Annotated in this window: 27 protein-coding genes; 20 read left to right on the plus strand and 7 right to left on the minus strand. The window is 66.1% G+C overall.

Annotation, left to right across the window (positions count from 1 at the left end; genetic code table 11):
* Positions 1-10: 10 nt before the first annotated feature.
* The 5 genes from frr to DEJ17_RS09670 form a co-directional block, all read right to left on the minus strand.
* Positions 11-565, minus strand: coding sequence for a ribosome recycling factor (frr, locus tag DEJ17_RS09650; protein WP_110893390.1), 555 nt, complete (start codon positions 563-565; stop codon positions 11-13).
* Between the two features lie 47 nt (positions 566-612).
* On the minus strand, positions 613-1332 hold the full coding sequence (gene pyrH, locus DEJ17_RS09655; protein WP_110859085.1) for a UMP kinase: 720 nt from the start codon (positions 1330-1332) through the stop codon (positions 613-615).
* Between the two features lie 127 nt (positions 1333-1459).
* The gene (tsf, locus tag DEJ17_RS09660; RefSeq protein ID WP_027465873.1) at positions 1460-2287 is read right to left on the minus strand and encodes a translation elongation factor Ts; all 828 of its coding nucleotides are present in this window, start codon (positions 2285-2287) and stop codon (positions 1460-1462) included.
* Positions 2288-2370: 83 nt separating this feature from the next.
* The gene (gene rpsB / locus DEJ17_RS09665) at positions 2371-3297 is read right to left on the minus strand and encodes a 30S ribosomal protein S2 (RefSeq protein ID WP_110893393.1); all 927 of its coding nucleotides are present in this window, start codon (positions 3295-3297) and stop codon (positions 2371-2373) included.
* 311 nt (positions 3298-3608) lie between these two features.
* Positions 3609-5051, minus strand: coding sequence for a sugar porter family MFS transporter (locus DEJ17_RS09670; RefSeq protein WP_258366745.1), 1443 nt, complete (start codon positions 5049-5051; stop codon positions 3609-3611).
* Between the two features lie 463 nt (positions 5052-5514).
* Here DEJ17_RS09670 and DEJ17_RS09675 point away from each other — a divergent pair, with 463 nt between their 5' ends.
* On the plus strand, positions 5515-5904 hold the full coding sequence (locus DEJ17_RS09675) for a M23 family metallopeptidase (RefSeq protein WP_110893397.1): 390 nt from the start codon (positions 5515-5517) through the stop codon (positions 5902-5904).
* A gap of 39 nt (positions 5905-5943) precedes the next feature.
* Here the strand turns inward: DEJ17_RS09675 and DEJ17_RS09680 are convergent, their stop codons facing one another.
* Positions 5944-6876 (minus strand): tyrosine recombinase XerC, encoded by a 933-nt coding sequence (locus DEJ17_RS09680; protein ID WP_110893399.1) that lies wholly within the window; start codon positions 6874-6876, stop codon positions 5944-5946.
* Between the two features lie 25 nt (positions 6877-6901).
* Positions 6902-7483, minus strand: coding sequence for a DNA-processing protein DprA (locus DEJ17_RS09685; RefSeq protein ID WP_110893477.1), 582 nt, complete (start codon positions 7481-7483; stop codon positions 6902-6904).
* On the opposite strand from DEJ17_RS09685, the gene DEJ17_RS09690 reads away from it, so the two are divergent.
* The 19 genes from DEJ17_RS09690 to DEJ17_RS09760 all read left to right on the plus strand — a co-directional run bounded on the left by DEJ17_RS09690 (position 7439) and on the right by DEJ17_RS09760 (position 21720).
* Entirely contained in the window at positions 7439-8833 is a 1395-nt protein-coding gene (locus DEJ17_RS09690) for a recombinase family protein (protein WP_181421126.1), read from the plus strand. The two genes, DEJ17_RS09685 and DEJ17_RS09690, sit on opposite strands and share 45 nt — an antisense overlap.
* A gap of 11 nt (positions 8834-8844) precedes the next feature.
* Positions 8845-9033: a hypothetical protein gene (locus tag DEJ17_RS09695; RefSeq protein WP_110893405.1), complete on the plus strand. Its 189-nt coding sequence runs from the start codon at positions 8845-8847 to the stop codon at positions 9031-9033.
* A 487-nt stretch (positions 9034-9520) separates the two neighbouring features.
* Positions 9521-10402, plus strand: coding sequence for a hypothetical protein (locus DEJ17_RS09700; RefSeq protein WP_110893406.1), 882 nt, complete (start codon positions 9521-9523; stop codon positions 10400-10402).
* Between the two features lie 130 nt (positions 10403-10532).
* A complete protein-coding gene (locus DEJ17_RS18055) occupies positions 10533-10661 on the plus strand; it encodes a hypothetical protein (RefSeq protein ID WP_258366746.1) in 129 nt (42 codons plus the stop codon).
* Positions 10662-10930: 269 nt separating this feature from the next.
* Positions 10931-11170: a hypothetical protein gene (locus tag DEJ17_RS09705; protein ID WP_110893407.1), complete on the plus strand. Its 240-nt coding sequence runs from the start codon at positions 10931-10933 to the stop codon at positions 11168-11170.
* The gene (locus DEJ17_RS18060) at positions 11170-11295 is read left to right on the plus strand and encodes a hypothetical protein (protein WP_258366747.1); all 126 of its coding nucleotides are present in this window, start codon (positions 11170-11172) and stop codon (positions 11293-11295) included. Before DEJ17_RS09705 ends, DEJ17_RS18060 begins: the two co-directional genes overlap by 1 nt.
* On the plus strand, positions 11288-11455 hold the full coding sequence (locus DEJ17_RS17770) for a hypothetical protein (protein ID WP_181421127.1): 168 nt from the start codon (positions 11288-11290) through the stop codon (positions 11453-11455). The genes DEJ17_RS18060 and DEJ17_RS17770 overlap by 8 nt, the downstream gene beginning before the upstream one ends.
* A complete protein-coding gene (locus DEJ17_RS17775; RefSeq protein WP_181421128.1) occupies positions 11455-11619 on the plus strand; it encodes a hypothetical protein in 165 nt (54 codons plus the stop codon). The genes DEJ17_RS17770 and DEJ17_RS17775 overlap by 1 nt, the downstream gene beginning before the upstream one ends.
* 4 nt (positions 11620-11623) lie before the next feature.
* Positions 11624-11917 carry an HNH endonuclease gene (locus DEJ17_RS18185; RefSeq protein WP_110893409.1) on the plus strand — a complete coding sequence of 98 codons (294 nt, stop codon included), beginning with the start codon at positions 11624-11626 and terminating at the stop codon, positions 11915-11917.
* Positions 11914-13416: a terminase large subunit gene (locus DEJ17_RS09715; protein ID WP_146239683.1), complete on the plus strand. Its 1503-nt coding sequence runs from the start codon at positions 11914-11916 to the stop codon at positions 13414-13416. Before DEJ17_RS18185 ends, DEJ17_RS09715 begins: the two co-directional genes overlap by 4 nt.
* 81 nt (positions 13417-13497) lie before the next feature.
* Positions 13498-14538, plus strand: coding sequence for a phage portal protein (locus tag DEJ17_RS09720; protein ID WP_110893413.1), 1041 nt, complete (start codon positions 13498-13500; stop codon positions 14536-14538).
* 3 nt (positions 14539-14541) lie between these two features.
* The gene (locus DEJ17_RS09725; protein WP_110893415.1) at positions 14542-16230 is read left to right on the plus strand and encodes a hypothetical protein; all 1689 of its coding nucleotides are present in this window, start codon (positions 14542-14544) and stop codon (positions 16228-16230) included.
* 44 nt (positions 16231-16274) lie between these two features.
* Complete coding sequence (locus DEJ17_RS09730) at positions 16275-16874, plus strand: hypothetical protein (RefSeq protein WP_110893417.1); 600 nt, start codon at positions 16275-16277, stop codon at positions 16872-16874.
* Positions 16874-17245: a hypothetical protein gene (locus DEJ17_RS09735; RefSeq protein WP_146239684.1), complete on the plus strand. Its 372-nt coding sequence runs from the start codon at positions 16874-16876 to the stop codon at positions 17243-17245. Before DEJ17_RS09730 ends, DEJ17_RS09735 begins: the two co-directional genes overlap by 1 nt.
* A 4-nt stretch (positions 17246-17249) precedes the next feature.
* Entirely contained in the window at positions 17250-17642 is a 393-nt protein-coding gene (locus DEJ17_RS09740) for a hypothetical protein (protein ID WP_110893421.1), read from the plus strand.
* A complete protein-coding gene (locus tag DEJ17_RS09745; protein WP_110893423.1) occupies positions 17642-18154 on the plus strand; it encodes a hypothetical protein in 513 nt (170 codons plus the stop codon). Before DEJ17_RS09740 ends, DEJ17_RS09745 begins: the two co-directional genes overlap by 1 nt.
* 1 nt (position 18155) lies before the next feature.
* Positions 18156-19646, plus strand: a complete 1491-nt coding sequence (locus DEJ17_RS09750) for a hypothetical protein (RefSeq protein WP_110893425.1) — start codon at positions 18156-18158, stop codon at positions 19644-19646.
* Positions 19643-20002, plus strand: coding sequence for a hypothetical protein (locus tag DEJ17_RS09755; protein WP_110893427.1), 360 nt, complete (start codon positions 19643-19645; stop codon positions 20000-20002). Before DEJ17_RS09750 ends, DEJ17_RS09755 begins: the two co-directional genes overlap by 4 nt.
* Entirely contained in the window at positions 19999-21720 is a 1722-nt protein-coding gene (locus tag DEJ17_RS09760) for a carbohydrate binding domain-containing protein (RefSeq protein WP_110893429.1), read from the plus strand. Before DEJ17_RS09755 ends, DEJ17_RS09760 begins: the two co-directional genes overlap by 4 nt.
* The last annotated feature ends 4 nt before the right edge of the window (positions 21721-21724 follow it).

The following is a 21724-nucleotide window of genomic DNA, read 5'->3' on the forward strand; positions in this document are numbered from 1 at the left end:
GAGCGACGCATCAGACCTCGAGGAGTTCGGCTTCCTTCTTCTTCAGCGCGTCGTCGATCTGGTCGACGTGCTTCTTCGTCAGGGCCTCGAGGTCCTTGTCGCCGCGGGAGATCTCGTCGTCCGAGATCTCGCCCTTGAGCGCGTCGAGGTCGTCCTTGGCCTTGCGGCGGATGTTCCGGATGACGACCTTGTGGTCCTCGCCCTTCGTCCGCACGAGCTTCACGAACTCCTTGCGGCGGTCCTTGGTGAGCTCCGGGATCGTCACGCGGACGATCTCGCCGTCGTTCGACGGGCTGGCGCCGAGGTTCGGGAACGTCGCGATGGAGCGTTCGATCTCCTTGAGCGCCGACTTGTCGTACGGCGTCACGATGAGCGTCCGGGCCTCGGGCGTCTGCAGGGACGCGAGCTGCGCGAGCGGCGTCGGGGTGCCGTAGTAGTCGACCGGGATCTTCTGGAAGAGCGCGGCGTTGATCCGGCCGGTACGGACGGTCGAGAAGTCGTCCTTGGCGACCTCCACGGCCTTCGCCATCTTCTCGGTGGCTTCGGTCAGGACATCACTGATCACGGTGTTTCTCCTTCGGTACTGGCGTCGAGTCTAGTCAGCGCTGGAGCTCAGTTGCTGACGACGGTGCCGATGCGCTCGCCACGGATCGCGGCCTGGACGTTGCCCTCGCCCTCCATGCCGAAGACGTGCATCGGCATGCCGTTGTCCATGCAGAGCGAGAACGCGGTGGCGTCGACGACCTTGAGGCCCTTGAGCAGCGCGTCCTGGTAGGTCACGTGGTGCAGCTTCTCGGCCGTGGCGTCCTTCTTCGGGTCGGCGGTGTAGACCCCGTCGACACCGTTCTTGGCGACGAGGACCTCATCCGCCTTGATCTCGAGCGCACGCTGCGCCGCGACCGTGTCGGTGGAGAAGTACGGCAGACCGGCGCCCGCTCCGAAGATGACGACCCGGCCCTTCTCGAGGTGCCGCTCGGCGCGCCGCGGGATGTACGGCTCTGCCACCTGGGTCATCGCGATGGCGGACTGCACACGGGTGGCGGCGCCGGCCTGCTCGAGGAAGTCCTGCAGCGCGAGCGCGTTCATCACCGTGCCGAGCATGCCCATGTAGTCGGCGCGACCGCGGTCCATCCCGCGCTGCGAGAGCTCCGCGCCGCGGAAGAAGTTGCCCCCGCCGACGACGATCGCGATCTCGACCTCACGCGCGGCGACGGCGATCTCCTTGGCGATGGTCCCGATCACGTCGGGGTTCACCCCGAGGGAGCCGGCACCGAACGCCTCTCCCGACAGCTTCAGCAGAACGCGGCGTCGTCCGGTCTTCTCGTCGGTCATCTGGTCCGCACCCTTCGTCGTGGTCTCGTGGAAATGTACTCGCGGATGTGTCGCGCCCGCGTCGTGCCGGCACGCGCGAAAAACGGGGCCAGGAACCTCGTTGGTTCCTGGCCCCGTCACGGGTTCGTTACGCGCCGACCTTGACGCGGGCGAAGCCCTGGATCGTGATGCCGGCGTTCTCGGCGGCCTTCGCGACGGAGATCTTGTTGTCCTTCGCGTAGTCCTGGTCGAGGAGCGACACCTGCTTGATGTAGGCGTTCACGCGGCCCTCGACGATCTTCGGGAGGGCGGCCTCGGGCTTGCCCTCTTCGCGCGTGATCGCCTCGACGGTCGCACGCTCCTTCTCGATGGCCTCGGCCGGGACCTCGTCGCGGGTCAGGTACGTCGGGTTCGCGAACGCGACGTGCTGCGCGATCGAACGAGCCTCGGCGGCGTTGTCGCCCTCGTACGCGATGACGACGGCGATCTGCGGCGGCAGGTCCTGGCTGGTCTTGTGCAGGTAGATCTCGAAGGCCGAGCCCTCGACACGGCGGACCGTGCGGACCTCGAGCTTCTCGCCCAGCGCGGCAGCCGACTCGTTGACGACCTCGAGGACGGTCTTGCCGTCCAGCGGCGCGGCGTTGGCCGCAGCGACGTCGGCGGCACCGGCAGCGGCGACCGCACCGAGCACCTTGTCGGCGAGGGTCGTGAACTTCTCGTTCTTCGCGACGAAGTCGGTTTCGCTCGCGAGCTCGACGACCGTGGCGGCGCCGTTCTCGGAGGTCGCGACGACGACGCCTTCGGAGGTGGCACGGTCGTCGCGCTTGGCGACGGCCTTCGCACCCTTGATGCGGAGCAGCTCGACGGCCTTGTCGTAGTCGCCGTCGGCCTCGACGAGCGCGTTCTTCGCGTCCATCATGCCGGCGCCGAGGTCCTCGCGGAGCTTCTTCACGTCAGCAGCGGTGAAGTTTGCCATTGACTGGAGTCCTTTCTGGACTGTACGTGTGTGGAGAGTGGAGACGGGGCGCCGGACCCGGTCGGGTCCGGCGCCCCGGCAGCTCACTCGGCGGGGGTGGTCTCCGCGGCTGCCTCGGCCTCGGCCGTCGGCTCCGCGTTCTTCGCCTCGTCGGCGATCGGCTCGCCGATCTCCTTCGCGGCGACCTGCGCGTCAGCGTTGTTCTCCTCGACGGTCGCACCCTCGGGGGCGGCGTCAGCGGACGGCGTGGTCGTCTCGCCACCGAGGAGCTCCTGCTCCCACTCGGCGAGGGGCTCGCTGGCCTCGTCCTCGTCGCCACCGTTGTGGCGGGTCTTCAGGCCCTCGGCTGCGGCGTCGGCGACGATGCGGGTGAGCAGACCGACGGAGCGGATCGCGTCGTCGTTGCCCGGGATCGGGTAGGTGATCTCGTCGGGGTCGCAGTTGGTGTCGAGGATGCCGATGATCGGGATACCGAGCTTCTGTGCCTCGTCGACGGCGAGGTGCTCCTTCTTGGTGTCGACGATCCAGAGCGCGCTCGGGGTCCGCGTGAGGTTGCGGATACCACCGAGGGTCTTGTGGAGCTTGTCCAGCTCGCGCTTCTTGATGAGGAGCTCCTTCTTGGTGAAGCCCTTCGTCGTGTCGTCGAAGTCGATCTCCTCGAGCTCCTTCATGCGCGCGAGGCGCTTGGAGACCGTCTGGAAGTTCGTGAGCAGACCGCCGAGCCAACGCTGGTTGACGTACGGCTGGCCGACGCGGGTCGCCTGCTCGGCGATGGAGCCCTGGGCCTGCTTCTTGGTGCCCACGAAGAGGATGGTGCCACCGTGCGCGACCGTCTCCTTGACGAAGTCGTACGCGCGGTCGATGAAGGCCAGCGACTGCTGCAGGTCGATGATGTGGATGCCCGAGCGCTCGGCGAGGATGAAGCGCTTCACCTTCGGGTTCCACCGACGGGTCTGGTGTCCGAAGTGGACGCCGCTGTCGAGCAGCTGGCGGATGGTGACGACGGCCATGTGCCGTCCTCCTTCTGTGTTCTCGGCGCGCAGCCGTGCTCTCGCACGTCGTTGCGGGCCTGTTGCGGTTGTGTCGACCACGACCGTCGGTCGTGGTCCCTGGTGTCCTGGCACGCGACCGCCCGCTCGCGAGAGCGGGACCGGTGGTCGGGTACCGAGCCGATGAGGGCCTGGTGGACACGCGAAGTCAGCGCGCATCAGCACGCTGCTGGGTAGATGCTAACAGAAGCGAGGCCCGGATCACGCGCGCCTCGCGGCTGACGTGACCCGGGCCTCCTGTCCGGCGGATCCCGGGGATCCTGCCCTCTGGATCAGGCCTTGGCGTCCACCGTGTCGCCGTCGGCGGAGATGCCCATCTCCTCGAGCGAGCGGCCCTTGGTCTCCGGGATCTTGGCGATGACGAAGAAGAGCGACAGCAGCGCGAACAGTGCGTAGATGCCGTAGGTCACCGTCAGGTTGAAGCCCGAGAGCACCGGGAACGAGATCGTCACGATGAAGTTCGCGATCCAGTTGGCGGCCGAGCCGATGCCCAGTGCCGTGGCGCGGATGCGGTTCGGGAACATCTCGCCGAGCAGCACCCACATGAGCGGACCCCAGGTGGCGCCGAAGGACACCACGAAGAGGTTCGCGAAGATGAGCGCGATGACGCCCCACGAGCCGGGGAGGCTCGGGCTGCCGTCGACGATCGTCGCCTGCGAGAACGCGATGGCGACCATGGTGAGCGAGACGAACATGCCCGCGGAACCGGCGACGAGCAGTGGCTTGCGGCCGACCTTGTCGACCAGGAAGATCGCCACGAAGGTGACGGCCACGTTGACCACCGAGGTGATCGTCGAGATGAGGAACGAGTCCTCTTCCTTGAAGCCGACGGCCTGCCAGAGCGTCGTCGAGTAGTAGAAGATCACGTTGATGCCGACGAACTGCTGCAGCACGGCCAGGATGATGCCCACCCAGACGATCGGCTGGAGCCCGAAGCGGTTGCCCCGGATGGAGCCCTTCTTCTCGTTGGCTTCCTTCTTGATGCCGTCCTGGATCTCCTCCAGACTCGTGTTCACGGTGTCGCGCGGGACGATCTTGCCCATCACCACGCGCGCGTCGTCGGCACGACCCTTGGTGAGCAGGTAGCGCGGGGACTCCGGCAGCGTGATCGCCAGGACGCCGTAGACGACCGAGGGGATCACCCCGACCAGGAACATCCAGCGCCAGGCGGCCAGACCCCAGACCTCGGCCGATGCGCTACCGGCCGTGACGGCGAAGAGCTGGTCGGACAAGAGCGCGGCGAAGATACCGAGCGTGATCGCGAGCTGCTGGAACGAGGCCAGACGCCCGCGGATCGCCTTCGGGGACACCTCGGAGATGTACGCCGGTGCGATGACCGACGCCGTACCGATGCCGAGACCGCCGACGAGGCGCCAGATCACGAGGTCCCAGGTGGCGAACGCGAACGCGGACCCGATCGACGAGACGAAGAACAGCACGGCGGCCCAGAACATGATCCGGGTGCGGCCGTACCGGTCGGCGAGACGGCCGGCGAAGTACGCGCCGAACGCGCAGCCGATCAGGGCCGAGGCGACCGCGAAGCCGCTGGCCGCGTCGGAGAGGTCGAACTCGCCCTTGATCGCGTCGACGGCGCCGTTGATGACGGACGAGTCGAAGCCGAACAGGAAGCCACCGACCGCCGCCGCGATGGCGAACAGGGTGACCTTCCCCTTGAACGCACGGTCTTCGCCGTGCCCGGTGGTCGTGGTGGACACGATGCTCCTGGGTTCTGCCGCCGTGCAGTCGTGCAGCACGGTGCCCCGGCGGTCGGCTGGTTCGCCGTCCGAGCGGCGTTGCGTGGTCCGGAGCGGCCCCGACTGTACTCCTCGCTCGGGATCTGGTCATGACCGGGGCGTGATCGGGACGACTCGCGCCCCGTCGCTGCATGGTTCCTCCCCAGGCCTGGAGGCGCGACTCCCCCTCCACGGATCACGTCGGGTCCGCCCCGAGGCCGGTTCCACGGCCGACGCTTGGGGCATGCGATCGCCTTCACGTCCCGTCTTGCTGTCCGTGGTGTGCGCGGCGGCGCTGAGCGGGACGGCAGTGCTCGGTGCAGCGCCGTCGACGGAAGCTGGGCCGTCGGGAGCGGCTGCGGCTGCGGCTGCGGCTGCGACTGCGACTGCGACTGCGACCGATCCTGAGGTCGAGGCTCGCTGGGCCTGGCCGACCGGGTCGCGAGTGGTCGAGCGCGCGTGGGAAGCACCGTCCTCGGACTACGCAGCCGGGCACCGGGGGCTCGACGTCCCGGCCACCCTCGGGAGCACCGCCGCGGCCGTGGACGACGGCACCGTGGCGTTCGCGGGGGCGGTCGGCGGGCGCACCGTCGTGACGATCGACCACGGTGACGGGCTGGTCAGCACGCTCGACTCGGTGACACCCCTGGTCGCCGCGGGAGAAGAGGTCGTTCGCGGCACGCCGGTCGGCCAGGTCTCGGTCGGGCACTGTCCGGCTTCGGCACCGTGCCTGCACCTCGGTGCTCGCGTCGACGGTCGCTACGTCGACCCGATGGCGTACCTGCCACCGGCCGAGTGGCCGGTGCTGCTGCCCGAGTCAGCCTGGCGCGGGTGAGTCGACCAACCGGGAACCGACCGGGACGTCGGCGCAGCGTCAGGCGCGCGGGTGCGCCGTCCGGTAGACCTCGCGCAGCCGCGCCGACGACACGTGGGTGTAGATCTGCGTCGTCCCGAGGCTGGCGTGACCGAGCAGTTCCTGCACCGCACGCAGGTCCGCTCCCCCGTCGAGCAGGTGCGTCGCCGCGGTGTGCCGGAAGGTGTGCGGGCCGCTCGGGCCCTCGCCCGGCAGGTCACCGAGCAACCGAGCCACCACGCGGTAGGCACTCCGCACGCCGAGTCGGGCGCCACGGTCGCCGAGGAACAGTGCCGCGCACGCCGGTCCCTCCGCCCGTGCGGCGAGGGCGGGCCGTCCGCGCTCGAGCCATGCCTCGAGGGCGTCCCGCGCCGGCACCCCGAACGGCACCACGCGTTCCTTGCCGCCCTTGCCGAGCACCCGCACGGTCAACCGTCGGCGGTCCAGGTCGGCGACGTCGATCCCGACGAGTTCGCTGACCCGGATGGCCGCTGCGTACAGGAGCTCGACGAGAGCCAGGTCCCGCAGCGCCGTCGGGTCGTCCGTCGCCGCACGGGTACCGAGTCCGTCGAGCAGGGTCCGCACCTGGTCGGCCGACACCACGCGAGGCAGGTGCGCCCCACCCTTCGGCGCGCGGAGCCGGACCCCGGCGTCGGTCGCGGTCAGCCCGGTCTCGCTCGCCCACCGGGTGAACGCCCGCACGGACGAGGACCGCCGGGCGATGGTCGACCGTGCGAGCCCCCGTTGATCGGCGTCCCACAGCCAGTCACGGAGGAGCTCGAGCTCGACGTCGGCGACGCGGTCGATGCCGCGGGCGTCCGCGAACGCCACGAGCTGCTCGAGGTCGTTGGCGTACGCGCGGAGGGTCTGGTCGCTGAGACCCCGCGCGTGCCGGGCGTGCCCGATGAAGGCGTCCACCGCCACCACGAGTCGACCGTCCGTCCGCGCAAGCACGACGCCAGCGTACGGCGGCCGGACCTCATGCCCGCCCCCACCCGCCGCCGCTCGGGACGACGAGTCCCTGCAGCTGTGCGAGCGCGAGCGTGTCGGCGACGTCTGCAGTGGACATGCCGGCCCGGCGGGCGATCTCCGCCTCGGGCAGGGCGCGACGACCGAGCGCATCGAGCACCCGGAGCACCTCGGGGTCCTGCCTGCCGGACAGGAGCGGTTCGTCCGGCACCGCTCGCCCGGTCGTCCCGGTCGTCCCGGTCGTCCCGGTCGAGGGTCTCGCCGCCGCGACCGGATCGCCGGGGTGCACGACGATCTGCGCTCGCCCCTGTGCGATGAGTCGGTGGCACCCGATCGAGGCCGAGGACGCGAACGCTCCCGGCACCGCGAACACCGGCCGGCCGAGCTGCCCGGCGTGGTGGGCGGTGTTGAGCGCCCCGGACCGGGCACCGGCCTCGACCACGACCGTGACGTCGGCGAGCGCGGCGATGAGTCGGTTCCGCGCCAGAAACGAGCCAATAGATGCGTGCGAACTGAGACTCTTCCTTCCAGCGCCGTAGAACAGAGGGTGACCCCAAGAGCAGCCCTGTACCTCCGACAGTCCGTCGAGCATGCCGAAGGCATCGACCGTCAGGACGCCCGCACCCGCTCCATGGCCGGATCACGTGGATGGACGGTGGCGGGCGTCTACGCGGACGACGGGCAGTCCGCCTCGAAGGACCGTGGTCCGAAGAGCGCGTGGCGGCAGATGCTCACGGCGGCTGAGCGAGGCGACATCACTCACGTAGTGGCCGTGGACCTGGACAGGCTCCTCCGCTCTCAGCGCGACCTTCTCACGCTCATCGAGTCCGGACTGGCCGTCGTTACGGTCGATGGCGAAATTGACCTGGCATCGGCGGACGGGGAGTTCCGCGCATCGATGATGGCTGCCATGGCCCGCTTCGAGGTCAGGCGGAAGAGCGAGCGGCAGAAGCGGGCGAACGAGTACCGGGCGTCCCAGGGCCGTCCTGTGCCGGGGCGTCGTCGGTACGGGTATGAGCGGGACAACATCACCCCGAGGCCCGATGAGGCAGCCGTGGTCCAGTACATCTTCCAGACCTTCGTAGAGACAGCTTCGGTCCGTGGCATTGCGGAGACGCTGAACGCCGAACGCCGCTTCCCCACGACCGGCACCCAGCGATGGACGCCCCGCCGCATCCGGGACACCATCCTCAACCGGGCCTACATCGGAGAGGTCCCCCACTTGGGCACCTGGACTCCGAGCGAGGCTCTGGTCCCCCTCGTGGAAGTACCGCTCTATACGCGCGCCAACGAGATGCTGGCTGACCCCACTCGGAAGACCAGCCCCGGTGCGGAGGTTCGGCACCTTCTGTCCGGCATCACCTACTGCGGTGTCTGCGGTTCTCGCATGACGTTCATGAGGGACTACAGGTGCCGCGCCGACTCCAAGCACCCCGTCATCCGCAAGGACAAGCTGGAGGGCATCGTCATGCGAGCGGTGACCTCAGCACTCCTCCTGGGGCCGTCCGCGATCCTTCCGGCGACAAGTGACGAGCAGGACACCATGGAGGCCCTGGACGCCGCAATGAGCCGCGTACAGCGGCAGCGTGAGGGCATCATGTCGCTGGTCCGTGAAGGCCTCACGGACGCTGCAGCAGAGCGCCCTGCTCTCACCCGCTTGAAGGACGAAGAACGCCGCCTCGTGGCACGCCGTGACCAGCTCGCGCAGTCGAGCGTTGCGGCGGAGGTCCTGGCTGGCATCAAGTCGCATCTGTTCGCCGGACACCGGGTCAGCATCCAGAAGGCCGTGGAGGCCCGTCAGGCGATCCGGGAGCGCGTAGAGAGCCTGAGCCTTGCCCGCCACCGTGAGCTGATCCAGCTCCTTGTGCACGTCACCGTCAACCCTGGCCGCTCGGAAGACCGCGTTGTGGTCGCTCACCGAGTCGTCACCACCCTCAACTAAAAGGACCCGACATGCACGACAACAACGACAGCCCCGTGGAGTTCACTTGGCCCCGTCTCTTCATTGCCATCGGCGTCGTGGCGGTCCTGTTGGTGGTGATCCAGGTGGGCGTCACCCTCAATGGGACGGACCACGGACCGACCAAGGAGCAGGAGTGCACTATGCAGTCCACCGTGGTGTGCAGCTTGGACGAGTCTTGACAGAAGAACGAGTCTGGGTGAAGGACGAGGACGCACCCTGGAATCAGCCGAGGGTCCCGCGTAAGCGAGAACCGAAGCCCGCAACCCTAGAAGACCTCCTCGCACCGCTGCCCGTGAGGAATCCAAACCGGTGGCGAGAGATGGCAGTTGAGGCATCCGAGGCGTTCGGGTCTGACTTCCGTTACGCCGAAGCAATGGCACGCGACTACTACAGGGTGAGGCGGTTGCAGGAACGAGACAAGAAGGCCAAGAGCAGGTAAGCTGAACACGCTTCCTTCGAAGGTATTCGAGTCACCTTGAAGGTACGAACACAGGCCCCCCGGTTAGTCGCCGGGGGGCCATTCGTTTGCCCTCATGAGGCTCAGAAGTAATTCTTCATCCCTGCCAGCTAGCTGAGAATCAGACTCTGCACTGGACGAGGACAAGCGGAGGAACCTTCACGTGCACATCATGGAACTACTCGAATGCCTTCCATCGAAAGAAGCTCATGGCACTGCACAGTCTTACCTACTACTCCACAGGAGTAGTCCACATCTCCACGGACCTCGACACCGCACAGGGTCAGCAGGACATGGAAGACATCCTCTCCACGGAGTTGGACCACCAGCGGAAGCTGAACCTCCAGCTCCGTCAGCAGGGCAAGAAGACGAAGCAGTTCCCCCGTCCTGCGTACGGGTGGAAGACGAAGAAGATGGATACCTACCTCTTCCGTGTCGGCAAGTACCTCAACGCAGTGGCGCTTCGCATGCTCAACGACAACGTGGAGTACGTCCTGGACCAGGACCGCACGCCCCTCCGGGGCCGTCTCCTGAGCAAGGACCAGCTCAGTGAAGCCCTCTACTACTTCGTCCACCACAAGGCGGCTCAGCACATCGTCTACGACCAGTACGACCACGTGGAGAGCGCAGACCGGACGCATGCGCTGATCCAGTCGGCACTGGCACGTGAGTGTGATGACGTAGCCGCTTGGGCGCTGGACCAATGGGACAAGGACGCACGTGCCATTGCGCGCCGTCGTGGGGCCGCTGGAGGCACGAAGAGCAAGCGCGGAGCCACCTACAGCCTGGAGGCGTTCCTGGCGCTCCCAGAGGGCATGACGAAGGCGCAGCAGGCAGAGGCCATGGGTTGCAGCTTGGGCACCGTGGACAACCTGCGTCGCAAGGCGAAGGGTCTCCGTCCCGTGGAGACCCCTGAGACTCCGACCCCGAGCGCCGTAGAACAGATCATGACGTCAGCACCCCTGTGGGTCGGCCCGCACACCGAGAGCAACCAGACCTTCTTCGACCGGTACGAAGCACACGTGGAGCAGACTCTTCGCGGCGCAGTAGACGACGTGTCATCGTTGCTGGACGAGCTTCTGCCAGGTTAGTTTGTGCGGTCCGTACCTTAGTTTGTGCGCTCCAGCAGGTTAGTTGTCCATTTCGCTTGCGGACTGTCGGAGGCCCGACGTACGTTACGAATAGTCCAGAAGAACTTCTGGCCTCACGAAAGGGCGAAACATGGCGAAAGACGAGTGGGAGCTGGAGTTCGAGGCACCGGCCGATGCAACTCAGGAAGAGGTTGACGCACTGGCCGTGAAGAAGGTGGAAGAAGAAGTGGACAAGCAGCTTAAGTCGCTGGGCCTGTAGCACCAAAACCGATAGACTGATACCGCTCCTTGGCTGGAGTGAACGCCCCCTGGACCATTCGCCAGGGGGCGTTCTTCATGTCCACTCCAGTGTCGTGCCGTCGCGCCGATAGTAGGTACTGAAGCCATTCCAGCCACTAAGGAGCACGAGATGTTCAAGAAGTTGATTCACGCACTCACCCCCGAACCAATCAAGGCCGCACGTGCAGAAGCCCACGCTTGGCACGTGCTCGCAGAAGTCCTGGCCGAACGCCAGAGGGAGAACAACTAATGGCGATCCTGAGCCAGCGGTTCCAGGCCTACTTGACTGACCGCATGGGCAGCGTCCCTGAGGGCCTTGCAGAAGCCGTCGCACCCCTCACTGCCGGTCAGCGCGACGGCTTCACCGCAGCCTGGCTCAGCGCCTCTGACAGCCAGCACGAGCGCCCCGCTGACGCTTGGGTTCTAACCGAGGCTGACCGTGATGCGTTCGAGACCTTCCGCGTCGCCATGTTGGGTCTGGACTCCTGATGGGCACCTACCTCATTCACGACCTCCAGGCCGCAGCAGATGAGCTGCGAGCACTGGGTAAGCCCATCGACCTCCTGGCCCTCGCAGAGGCCGTGGAGCAGCACGAGGAGAACACCAATGACTGACTTCAGCGCTGAGGCACGAGCCACCCTAATTGCCGTTCTGGATGAGTGGGGCATCGCCCGCCGCAACCCCGAGGGCAGCGTCACTCCGCTCACGGACCTCATCATCACGCAGAACGAGGACGGCTCCTGGGACGTCAAGCACCGTGAGGACCAGAGCTGATGCCGTACATCGCGAAGGCAGCCCACACGCAGCTCCTCGAAGAGCTGGCCGTGGTCAACGCCGAATGGCTGCACATCCAGAAGTTCCTAGCCGACATGGACGAGCAACTGACTCCGCTCTACTCGCAGTGGCTGGAGCAGCAGAAGAGTCAGAAGAAGTCCTAGAGCCATGTCCCGACACCACACCCGCTGGCGCAACGGAGCAGGAGCCAAGGCACGAGCACGCCTTGCTCGCACCCTGCCTGCCCCGTGCTGCCGGTGCGGCAAGCCAGTCACAGCAGAGATGCGGTGGGAGGCAGACCACATCGTGGCGCTGGACCAGTGGCCCGAGTCGAAGCCCTATCCCGACAGCCTCATCCGAGCAGCGCACAAGAGCTGCAACAGGGCACACGGCGGGCGCATCGGAGCAGCAAAGACCAACGCGAAGAAGAAGGCCGACAAGAAGGGAGCAATGCCGTGGTGACCGCAGACAGCGGAGTCTTTGAGAACAGCAGCACTCCTCTCGCTCGGCGTCTTCAGGATTTCCTCCCCGGAGGGTGGGAGGAGAAGCGAGACAGCCACATCAAGCCGCTGTTCTTCTCGAAGCTCTCGGATGACGAGGCAATGCGGGAGGAGTTCCTGGCCGGTGCTGAGCTTCTGGGCTTGGAGACAATTTACGCGCAGCAGCTCATGGTGGCTGACACTCTCAACAACGGTGAAGAGACTGTCGTCATTGAAATGCCCCGGCGTTCTTCGAAGAGTACTTCTATCCTCGCCGTCCTCTTGGGTCGCTGCCTGACCCGTCGTCAGTACAAGGTGACCTTCACCGCGCAGTCCGGAACGAAGACGGCAGAGTTCTCCCGTGACTGGCTGAATGACATCGACGCAGCACTGGGCTTCATCGAAGAATCGGCATGGCCGTTCAAGCCGCGCAAGCAGGCAGGCTCCATCCAGTGGACCTTCCCCAATGGGTCCGTCTTCAAGTTCTTGAACACCCCGACCGCTAAGGCGCTCCGTGGTGGAGCCGCGGACGTGGTGTGGGTGGACGAGTCCCAGGAGTTCGATGCGGAGCAGAGCGCGGAGCTGAAGGCCGGTGCCCTGCCGCTCATGGACACCCGCGACGACGCGCAGCTCATCCTGTCGGGCACGGCGGGCAAGCAGCGCTCCGGCTGGTTCTGGGACACCCTCGAAGTGGGCCGCAAGGCCGGTGCAGGCGTCGCCATCCTGGAGTACGCAGCCGACCCGTCCACCACGTACGAACAGCTCAATGATGAGGACGTGTGGGTGTCGGCTCACCCTGGCATCGGCACCCTGACCAGCCTGGAGAAGATGCGGTCCCGCCGTGAGGCGTTCGGTGACCCTGAGTGGGCAATGGAGTACCTGGGCCTCTGGCCGGAGGATTACTCAGTATCTATCTTCGACAGTGCGAGCTGGAATGCAGCAGAGCGCCCGGTGCCCAAGACCCTGCCGGACAACGTGGCCTTCGGGTATGACGTCAGCTTCAACGGCTCCACCGCTGCCATCGTGGCGTGCTGGCGTGAGGGCGATGACGTCTTCTTCAACCTCGTGGAGCACCGCTCCGGCTCCTCGTGGGTGCGCCCCCGCATCGTGGAGCTGAGCAAGAAGTACAAGGCCGCAGTGGGCCTCAACGACATCGGTGGCGTCCGTGCTGTCCGTGAAGAGGTAGAGCGCGCCCGCAGCATCCCCAAGAGCCGCATTGTGCCGGTGGCCTATGCGCAGATTGCGCCGTCGTGCTCCACGATTCTTCGTGAGTTCGATGACGGGCACTTCAAGCACTCCGGACAGGCTGGAATGACTGAGGCGTTCTTGCAGGTCGCACGCCAGCAGCTTGGAGACAAGGCCTGGAAGTGGGTGCCTGGAGTTGCCGGTGCTGACATCACGCCGGTCTGGGCCGCGACAATGGCGCTCCGTGCATTCGATGAGAAGCCGCAGGTCAAGCGCCTGCACGCCATTGTTGCGTGATTGCGTGTTAGCTCGAATTCACACAGGTTATTGCCAGCCTGAGGCCGTCAGTGAGGAACCGCCAATCCGATAGTAGTCAGTATGGGAATCCTCTCCGCGTGGCGTCTGACGAATGGTGGTCAGCGCGTTGACGGCATCTCTTCCCCGTACACCACGAACCAGCTCAGCGGAATTGTTCTTGGAGACATCTTCAAGGGCGTGGAGTTCCCGCTGACTCGTGAAGAGGCAATCCAGGTTCCCGCCGTCAGTAAGGCGCGCAACCTCCTCGCACCGCTCATCGGACGCCAGCCCCTCGTGGCTCTCGACGCCAACGGTGTCCTGCCCCCGGCCCGCCAGCCGTCCTTCCTGTACCGCAGCGACAGCCCCGTCATCAGCCCCGCGCTCATGTGGACCTGGGTGGTAGATGACCTGATCTTCCGGGGCGCATCGCTCCTGGGTGTCAAGCGCGGCACTGACGGCTTCCCACTGAGCCTGGAGCGCATCGACCCGAGCCGCTGGACCATCACGAACGGCGCGATCCTCGTGGACGAGAAGCCGGTCACCGAAGGCGCGGGTGGCTCCGTCATCTACGTCCCTGGATTCGTGGACGCACTCCTCGACGTTGGCTCCCGCACCATCCGTCAGTCCCGTGACATCGAAGACGCCGTAGCCGGTCGCGCTCGCAACCCGATCCCCACCACCGTCATCCGCCAGACCGAGGACAACGCCGACCTGGAGCAGGACGAAGTGAAGGCGATTGTGGAGGCCTACACCCGCAACCGTCGTGACCCTGACGGCACCGTCGCGTTCCTGCCCTACGGCCTCGAAATGGAGGCCCTGGGTGAGTCCGAGCCGTCCATGTTTGAGAACGCTCGCAACTTCTCGCGCATCGACGTTGGCTCCTTCCTGGGTGTGCCCTCGTCAATGATGGACGCCACCACGGTCCAGGCATCTCTGACGTACGAGAACAAGGCGGGCGAACGCTCCCGGTTCTACGTCGAGGCCCTGCCCCTCTTCTCCGGTCCCATCGAGCACCGCTTGTCCCTGGACGACGTAGTGCCACGGGGCCAGCGCGTCCGCTTCGACTTCACCGAGCTGTACGCCGCATCCCCCACCGCCACCGACGCACCGATTCAGGACTGAGACATGACTGACGTACTCATTGAGGCGGGCACGCTCCAGGCGTCCGCCGACACCCGCGAAATCAGCGGTGTGCTTGTCCCCTTCGGGGTGCAGGGCAACACCAACCTGGGTCGCTTCACGGTCGAGGCCGGGGCCTTCACACTCCCCAAGGACCCGTCCGTGGTCACCCTCAACGTGCAGCACGACCACGAGTCGCCCGTGGGCCGCGCCACTCTCCTGGCAGAGAAGAACGACGGCATCCACGCCACGTTCCGCTTCGCTGACACCGAGGACGGGGACCAGGCCCTCAGCGACTTCCGCTCCGGCACCCGCACCAACCTCTCTGTCGAGGCCAAGGGCATCGTCCTTCGCGCTGGCAAGGCTCTCGCCGGTCGCATCTTCGGTGCCGCAGTCGTCCAGGCCGGTGCCTTCCCCGGTGCCACGCTCCTCGCCGCGGACGCGGGTGAGCTGCCCGAGGACGTGGAGCCGATCACGCCTGACGAGCAGGACGCCGTGACCACGGAAGAGACCTCCGTGGATGAGGCGGGCAACGCCGTCAAGACCGTCACCACCAAGAAGACCGAGACCGGCGCAGACGGCACGGTCACCGAGACCACCACGACGACCACCGTCGCGGTCACCACTCCGGAGCAGCCGGAAGAGAACCCAACCGAGGAAGGGGCAGACATGCCCAACGCAGTAGTTCCGGGCACGCTCGCAGCAGCGGCCCCCGCCGAGAAGAAGGGCCTGTCGAAGAACCAGGCCTTCGCTCTGATGGCTGCCAAGGCCAGTGGCACGCTTCGCGACCAGACGCTCCTGGCTGCACTCAACGAGTCGATGACGCCGGAGCACTCGCTGTTCGCAGCGCTCAATGATGTCAAGTACGACGCCGCTGGTGGCCTCACCACGAACATCGCTCTGCCCACTTGGCTTGGTGAAATCTGGGACGGTCAGGAGTACCGCCAGAAGTTCCTGCCGCTCTTCACTCACGCCGACCTCAGCTCGCTGAAGTTCCGTGGCTACAAGTGGGGCGTCAAGCCTGAGGGTGGCTCGTGGGCCGGAAACAAGTCCGAGGTCCCCTCGAACGCTCCGTCGCTCGTGCCGGTCGAGGGCACCGCTGAGCGCTTCGCTGGTGCACACGACATCGCCCGCGAGTTCCAGGACCTTCGCGCGTTCGGTGACTTCTCGTTCTTCGAGAGCTACTACCGCGCCATGGCCGAGAGCTACGCCCGCTGGGTGGACGAGGAGATCGTCCTGGAAGAGGTTCTGAACGGTGCCACCGCCGTCGAGGCCGACAACCCGGCTGGACTGTCCATCGGTGCTGGCCTCTCCGCCATCATCGACGGCGCATCCGAGGTCATCTCCGCCAACGCCACGCCGAGCTTCGCCCTGGTCGAGACGAGCCTGTGGAAGTCCATCGCGAAGATTCCTTCGGACTCGACGCTGGGCTACCTCAACGCCTCGCTCCGCCTCACCGGCGAAGAGGGACAGCTGGATTCCTTCGTGATCCAGCCGACCGACAAGCTCGCCGCTGGTCAGGTTCTCGTGGGTGCTCGTGAGGCCGTCACGGTCTTCGAGCTGCCGGGTGCACCGGTCCGCGTGGACGCGCTGGACGTCGCGCACGGTGGCATCGACGCGGGCCTCTACGGCTACGCCGGAGCCATGGTCAACAAGTCCGACGCGCTCCAGCTCGTCAGCGCCTACACGGCCTGACCCAACGGCCGGCCGAAACAAGTTCTGAAAGGAGGGCGAAGGCCATGACTCGCTACTACGTCGGAGACAGCCCCGTGCAGGTCACGGTGCTCCCGCCTGACGAGGACTGGACCTTCGCCCCCTTCCAGAGCGCAGCGGCCCGCCTCATCGACCCGGACGGCATGCAGCGCACCGGCCTGACGGCTTCGCTGGAGGGCCTTCCTGAGCACGTCGAAGTGGTGTGGCCCAAGGAGTCTGTCCTGGACAAGCCGGGGCTGTGGCAGCTCCTCGTGGACCTGACGACGGAGGACGGCAAGACCCAGCACTTCCCGCCGTACAACCTCCCCGTGGAGCAGGAAGACGGCTGGCACACCATCGACTCATTGCGTGACCAGTGGCGGGACGCACCGATGGATGACGCTGAGCTCTTCGTCCTGATGCAGTCCGCAAGGGACCAGTGCGAAGCCTTCGCTCCGGCGCTCACCGGCCCCGTTCCGCTCCGCTTCCGTCAGGCGCAGGCCATGCAGACGCGGGCGCTCTGGAATGCGGGGCATACCGCCCAGGACCAGTTCGGCGCGGAGGGCATGACCGTCACCGCGTTTCCCATGGACTGGCAGGTGAAGGCCTTGCTCCGTCCGACCCGAGCCATTGGGGGCTTCTTCTGATGACCAGCGCACGGCAGCAGGTGGTTGACGCCATTACGCCCGCTCTCCCGAAGGCATGGAAGGTCGTGCCCTACCTCGCGTCCTTCGAGAACATCGACCGGACCATCGTCATGGTCCACGCGACCGGCGTTGAGAAGTTCCCTCAGGCGAGCGGGTATCTCCGCATCAACTTCGAGGCCACCGTCCTCGACCCGAGCAAGGACCCGGCCCGCGTCTGGGATGCGCTGGACGACGAAGTGCTGGAAGCCATCGCCGCTCTCGACGCCATCGAAGCCCTCGACTGGACGGGAGCCGAGCCAGTCGCCATCTCGAACCTCTTCGGCTGGAACATCACCTTCTCCGTCCCCACCGAAATCACCCCAAAGGACTAAGCAAATGTCGAACACGATTTACATGAAGCAGGTCACCTTCACGGTGGCGGCACACGACTACGCCACCCAGCTCTCCAGCGTGGCTCTCACTCCCAACACCACCACGGCGACTTGGGCCGGGTTCAACGGCGCGACGCAGAAGAACACCGCAGCGGCCGATTGGTCCGCAGACCTGACCTTTGGCCAGGACTGGTCCGCTGACGGCTTCTCTCGCTACCTGTACGAGAACGAGGGCGAGGAGGTCGAAGTGGTCTTCGCTCCCAAGTCGGGAGGCCCGACCTTCACGGCGACCGTCACCCTGACGCCTGGATCGGTCGGCGGCGCAACGAACACCTACGTCGAGTCCACCGTGTCCCTGCCCGTCAACGGCAAGCCCGAGCTGAGCACGGCTGCCTGATGCTGACCCTCGACTTCGCGGAGAGTGACGAGCTGCGCGCAGTGCTCATCACTCTCCGCGCGGTCGATCAGACCATCGCCAAGCGCATCCGGAAGTCAACCCAGTCCGAGCTTGGACCGGAGTGGACCGAGGCCGTACGTGGTCGCACCAACACGCGGCTGGAAGTCGTCGCGCTGGGCAACACCGCCCGCACGTCCGTCAGCAGCAACGGCATCACCCTGAAGGCCGCAACCGTGGGCCGTCGCCTCACCCGAGGATTCGACCCGAAGGCGATGTACGCCGGGGTCGAGTTCGGCGCGAACCGGAACGAGAAGACGACGTATCAGGCACGGTCCAGCAAGGGCAAGAACTACTCCGTGACCCGACGCACCAAGGCCATGCTTCCGGCCCGTCGTCGGTCCGGCCCGGTCTACGGCGCAGCAGCGGAGATGATCCCCCGCGCCGCAGCCCTGTGGACGCAGATCACCGTCCTGACCATCGCTGAAGCCGCAGAAGGCAAGAAGGGAGACTGACGTGGCTATCTCAATCAAGATCGGCGCGAACGCCTCCGATGCGATCCGCGCAGCCAAGGCGACCGGCGACGCCATCGAGTCCATCGGTGACTCCCTGGACGACCTGGCACGCGACTCGCAGCGCCAGTCCCGCGACGCCGGGGACGACCTTGCCAAGGGCATCGACCAGGGAACCGAGAAGGCCGAGCGGTCGGTTCAGGACTTGGAGAAGACCTTCAAGGACAGCGTGCGCGACATGGCACGCACGGACGGCAAGGGTGGCCTCGGTACCAACATCGCCACCGACATGAAGCGCGGGACCGCCGAGGCTGGCGAGTCGGTCGGCACGTTCAAGGACGAGGCCAAGGCGAACCTCTCCGAAGTCACCTCATCGTTCTCCGGCGACATGACGAGCGTTGTGGACCTCGTGCAGGGCACGCTGGGTGGCGTCGTCGCTGACCTGGGTCCCATCGGTCTCGCTGCCGGTGCCGCAGCAGCAGTCGGTGTTGGCCTCATCGGTGCAGCCATCACGGGCGCTCAGGAGGACACCGAGGCCTTCAAGGCGCGTGTGGGTGAGCTGACCACGGACCTCATCGAGACCGGGCGCACAGGCTCCGCCAGCCTCTCCTACATCAGCGACGAGCTGAAGGAGATGGCGACCGTCACGGACGGTTCCACGACGTCTTTGAAGGACCTTCGCCAGGCAGCCGACCGCTCCGGCACTAGCTACGAGGACTTGGCCCGTGCAGCCGCTGGGCATACCGATGAGATCAACGACCAGATCAAGTCCATCGTCAAGCAGAAGGACGAGTGGCAGAAGACCGGCCAGGCGCAGTTGGAGGCAGATGACGTCTTCGGCTCCAGCGCGAACAACCGCACGAAGGCCCTCAACGAGACGCTGGGCTACCTTCGCGAAGCAAAGAAGGCCGCGAAGGAAGCAGCCGCCGAGCAGAAGAACTACGCCGACGCTGGAGGCATCGCCCTCGCAGCGAACGCCGAGGCTGTGCAGTCCTACGGTGACTCCCTTGCCAGCGCCTTCCAGGAGGCCGGGGACGCGCAGCAGGGCTTCACCGATGACGGCGTGTTCAACCTCGACCGGTACATCTCGAAGACCGCAGAGACCGTCAAGCAGCTCCAGGACTACAGCGCGAACATGGCGAAGGCCACTGGAGAGCTGGGCAAGTCCGGGCATGACGAGGCGATCCGCTACCTGGAGAACCTGGGGCCTGACGCCGCTCCACTCGTGGACGCCTTCATCAAGGCTCCTGAGGCCAAGAAGGACGAGTTGGCCCGTATTTGGGATGGCCTTGGAAGCACTTCTGCGTCCAACTTCGGCAGCTCGCTCCAGGGCGGTCTGGACGCTCAGGGCAACGCCACGAAGGGCGTCACCGTCGTGCCTGACCTCGCTGAATTCAACCGGCAGATGGCCGAGGCCACCCGCCAGCGGGAAGTTCATATCAAGGCATACACCGACAATCAGGGCGGACGACGCCAGGGAATGGGGACGCCATGAGCACCACCTTCACCGGGCCAGCACTCGCCGCCTACCCGCTTCTCGTGACGCAGTGGAACGCCAGCAGCACCACTCGACACATCGTGCACGAGCTGCTGGGTAACCCCATTCCAGACATCACGCTGCAGCCTGCCGGTCCCCGCACCGGCACCATGTCCGCGCTCTTCGACAACGAGGCCGACGCCTCCGCGCTGCACACCGCCCTCCGGGGCACTGACGTGCTCACGTTCTCCGACGACGACACGGCGACGACGGGGATGGACTTCATCGCGAACGGCGCGGTCAACATCACCACGGACTCCCAGAGCCAGAGTTACTGGTCTGTGACATTCGAGTACTTGGAGGTCCAGCAGTGACGGTCTCCACGCGCACCCTGACTGCCACGCTCCTCGTCGGCTCCACGTCCTACCCCCTGGCCCTCACCACCGGCACCGTGGACATGGACGAGAGCATCAGCCCGTTCGTCGGCGGGGACATCACTGTCGCGCACCCGGGCCTGACGGTGTTCGCGCTCATCGTTCCCGGTAACAAGGTCCGCATCAACTCGACCACCCGGGGCACGACGCTCACTGCCACCCTCACCATCCAGGCCCGCCAGCTCGTGGCAGAGAGCGGCGAAGTGGGCATCAACCTCGTGAACGACGAGGCCCGGGTGCAGGACTACAGCCCCACCACGGCGGTCAACTACAACGGCAGCCAGGCCAGCCTCCGCACCATCGTCAACGCCGTACTGACCCGCGCTATGGGGGCCACCACGACGGCTGCCTACGCCTCTGGGGCCGACGTTGCAGTGCCCACGACGACCGAGCTGGACAACCTGATCCCCGGTGGCAACTTCGAGACCGCCACGGGCCAGTGGACGGGCAACAACGCCACGCTGGCACTGGTTACCGGCTGGTCCCAGTTCGGTTCCTACGGTCTGAAGATCACCCCGGCGAACACTTCGAATCAGTCGTGGGCTGCCGTCGTCGTGCCGGTCTCCCAGGGCGGCACGTACACGCTCTCTGCCTACGTCCGCGTGCAGTCGCTCCAGTCCGGCACCCTCAACTCGGCAGCCCGTCAGTTCCAGGCTGTCGCCACGTTCCAGGACGGCTCCGCTGTCAGCACGCAGATCATCGGGCGCTCCGCTCAGGCCCCCAACACGGGCTTCACCACCACCCGGGTCTCCATGAGTTTCACTGTCCCGGAGAACGCCACCAGCGTCTCGGTGCGCCTTGTGAACGGCGGCTCCAACAGCGCGGACAACAGCATCTACGTCGATGGCGTCATGCTCACCGAGGGAAACGGGAAGGACACGGACGGCAGCCAGCTCGACTACTTCGACGGCTCCACCGCAGCCACGAGCCTCTACACGTACTCCTGGCAGGGTGACGCTCACCTGTCCACGAGCACCCGCACGCCGGTCATCGACCGTGACCCCGACACCCTCACGTGGTCCCCGGGGACGGGCGGCATGGAGTTCTTGCAGCCCATCGTCCAGTCGGTCGGCTTCCGCCTCATCCAGGACATCGACGGCACTTGGAAGCTGGCGAACAACGACTATGCAGTGGCCGGTGAGGTCCGCGCTTCGTACGGGTTCAACCTGATCCGGGCCACCGACCTCATCAGCAAGACGGCAACCCAGACTGATGGTTTGCCCCTCTACGCCGATGCCGTGATCCTGCGTTATGAGTGGACCGACGCCACCGGCAAGGAGCGCAGCAAGTCCGACGTCGCCGCTCCGGCCGGGTACACCAAGCCCTACGTGCCGGACGTCATCCAGGCACCGTTCCCCGGTGGCGGACGAGCGGCCTACATGCTCTCCAGGCTCTCGCAGCGCCGCCGTCAGATGGAAGTGGTCCGCACCACCGACTACTCCGCACGCCCGGGCATGGACGCCGTAATCAGCACGCCGGACGGCGGCACGCAGACCGGCTACGTCGATGCCATCACTTGGGACCTCACCAACGACGAGATGTCCGTCGTCACCAAGGGCCTGATTTCGACCCCACCATCCGCCTGGTTCAACCTCGCCCCCGGCGTGGCCTGGTCCTCATCCCCAACTGGCTCCTCGTGGGCCGCAGAGACCGTCTAGGAGA

This window comes from Curtobacterium sp. MCSS17_011, from assembly GCF_003224275.1.
Lineage (GTDB): Bacteria > Actinomycetota > Actinomycetes > Actinomycetales > Microbacteriaceae > Curtobacterium.

What these genes read in the sequence shown, in the direction of transcription:
- pyrH (WP_110859085.1), bottom strand. Translation starts at nt 1,332, where the DNA reads ATGACCGACGAGAAGACCGGACGACGCCGCGTTCTGCTGAAGCTGTCG.
- tsf (WP_027465873.1), bottom strand. Translation starts at nt 2,287, where the DNA reads ATGGCAAACTTCACCGCTGCTGACGTGAAGAAGCTCCGCGAGGACCTC.
- rpsB (WP_110893393.1), bottom strand. Translation starts at nt 3,297, where the DNA reads ATGGCCGTCGTCACCATCCGCCAGCTGCTCGACAGCGGCGTCCACTTC.
- DEJ17_RS09685 (WP_110893477.1), bottom strand. Translation starts at nt 7,483, where the DNA reads ATGCTCGACGGACTGTCGGAGGTACAGGGCTGCTCTTGGGGTCACCCT.
- DEJ17_RS09695 (WP_110893405.1), top strand. Translation starts at nt 8,845, where the DNA reads ATGCACGACAACAACGACAGCCCCGTGGAGTTCACTTGGCCCCGTCTC.
- DEJ17_RS09700 (WP_110893406.1), top strand. Translation starts at nt 9,521, where the DNA reads ATGGCACTGCACAGTCTTACCTACTACTCCACAGGAGTAGTCCACATC.
- DEJ17_RS18055 (WP_258366746.1), top strand. Translation starts at nt 10,533, where the DNA reads ATGGCGAAAGACGAGTGGGAGCTGGAGTTCGAGGCACCGGCCGATGCA.
- DEJ17_RS09705 (WP_110893407.1), top strand. Translation starts at nt 10,931, where the DNA reads ATGGCGATCCTGAGCCAGCGGTTCCAGGCCTACTTGACTGACCGCATG.
- DEJ17_RS18060 (WP_258366747.1), top strand. Translation starts at nt 11,170, where the DNA reads ATGGGCACCTACCTCATTCACGACCTCCAGGCCGCAGCAGATGAGCTG.
- DEJ17_RS17770 (WP_181421127.1), top strand. Translation starts at nt 11,288, where the DNA reads ATGACTGACTTCAGCGCTGAGGCACGAGCCACCCTAATTGCCGTTCTG.
- DEJ17_RS17775 (WP_181421128.1), top strand. Translation starts at nt 11,455, where the DNA reads ATGCCGTACATCGCGAAGGCAGCCCACACGCAGCTCCTCGAAGAGCTG.
- DEJ17_RS18185 (WP_110893409.1), top strand. Translation starts at nt 11,624, where the DNA reads ATGTCCCGACACCACACCCGCTGGCGCAACGGAGCAGGAGCCAAGGCA.
- DEJ17_RS09720 (WP_110893413.1), top strand. Translation starts at nt 13,498, where the DNA reads ATGGGAATCCTCTCCGCGTGGCGTCTGACGAATGGTGGTCAGCGCGTT.
- DEJ17_RS09725 (WP_110893415.1), top strand. Translation starts at nt 14,542, where the DNA reads ATGACTGACGTACTCATTGAGGCGGGCACGCTCCAGGCGTCCGCCGAC.
- DEJ17_RS09730 (WP_110893417.1), top strand. Translation starts at nt 16,275, where the DNA reads ATGACTCGCTACTACGTCGGAGACAGCCCCGTGCAGGTCACGGTGCTC.
- DEJ17_RS09735 (WP_146239684.1), top strand. Translation starts at nt 16,874, where the DNA reads ATGACCAGCGCACGGCAGCAGGTGGTTGACGCCATTACGCCCGCTCTC.
- DEJ17_RS09740 (WP_110893421.1), top strand. Translation starts at nt 17,250, where the DNA reads ATGTCGAACACGATTTACATGAAGCAGGTCACCTTCACGGTGGCGGCA.
- DEJ17_RS09745 (WP_110893423.1), top strand. Translation starts at nt 17,642, where the DNA reads ATGCTGACCCTCGACTTCGCGGAGAGTGACGAGCTGCGCGCAGTGCTC.
- DEJ17_RS09755 (WP_110893427.1), top strand. Translation starts at nt 19,643, where the DNA reads ATGAGCACCACCTTCACCGGGCCAGCACTCGCCGCCTACCCGCTTCTC.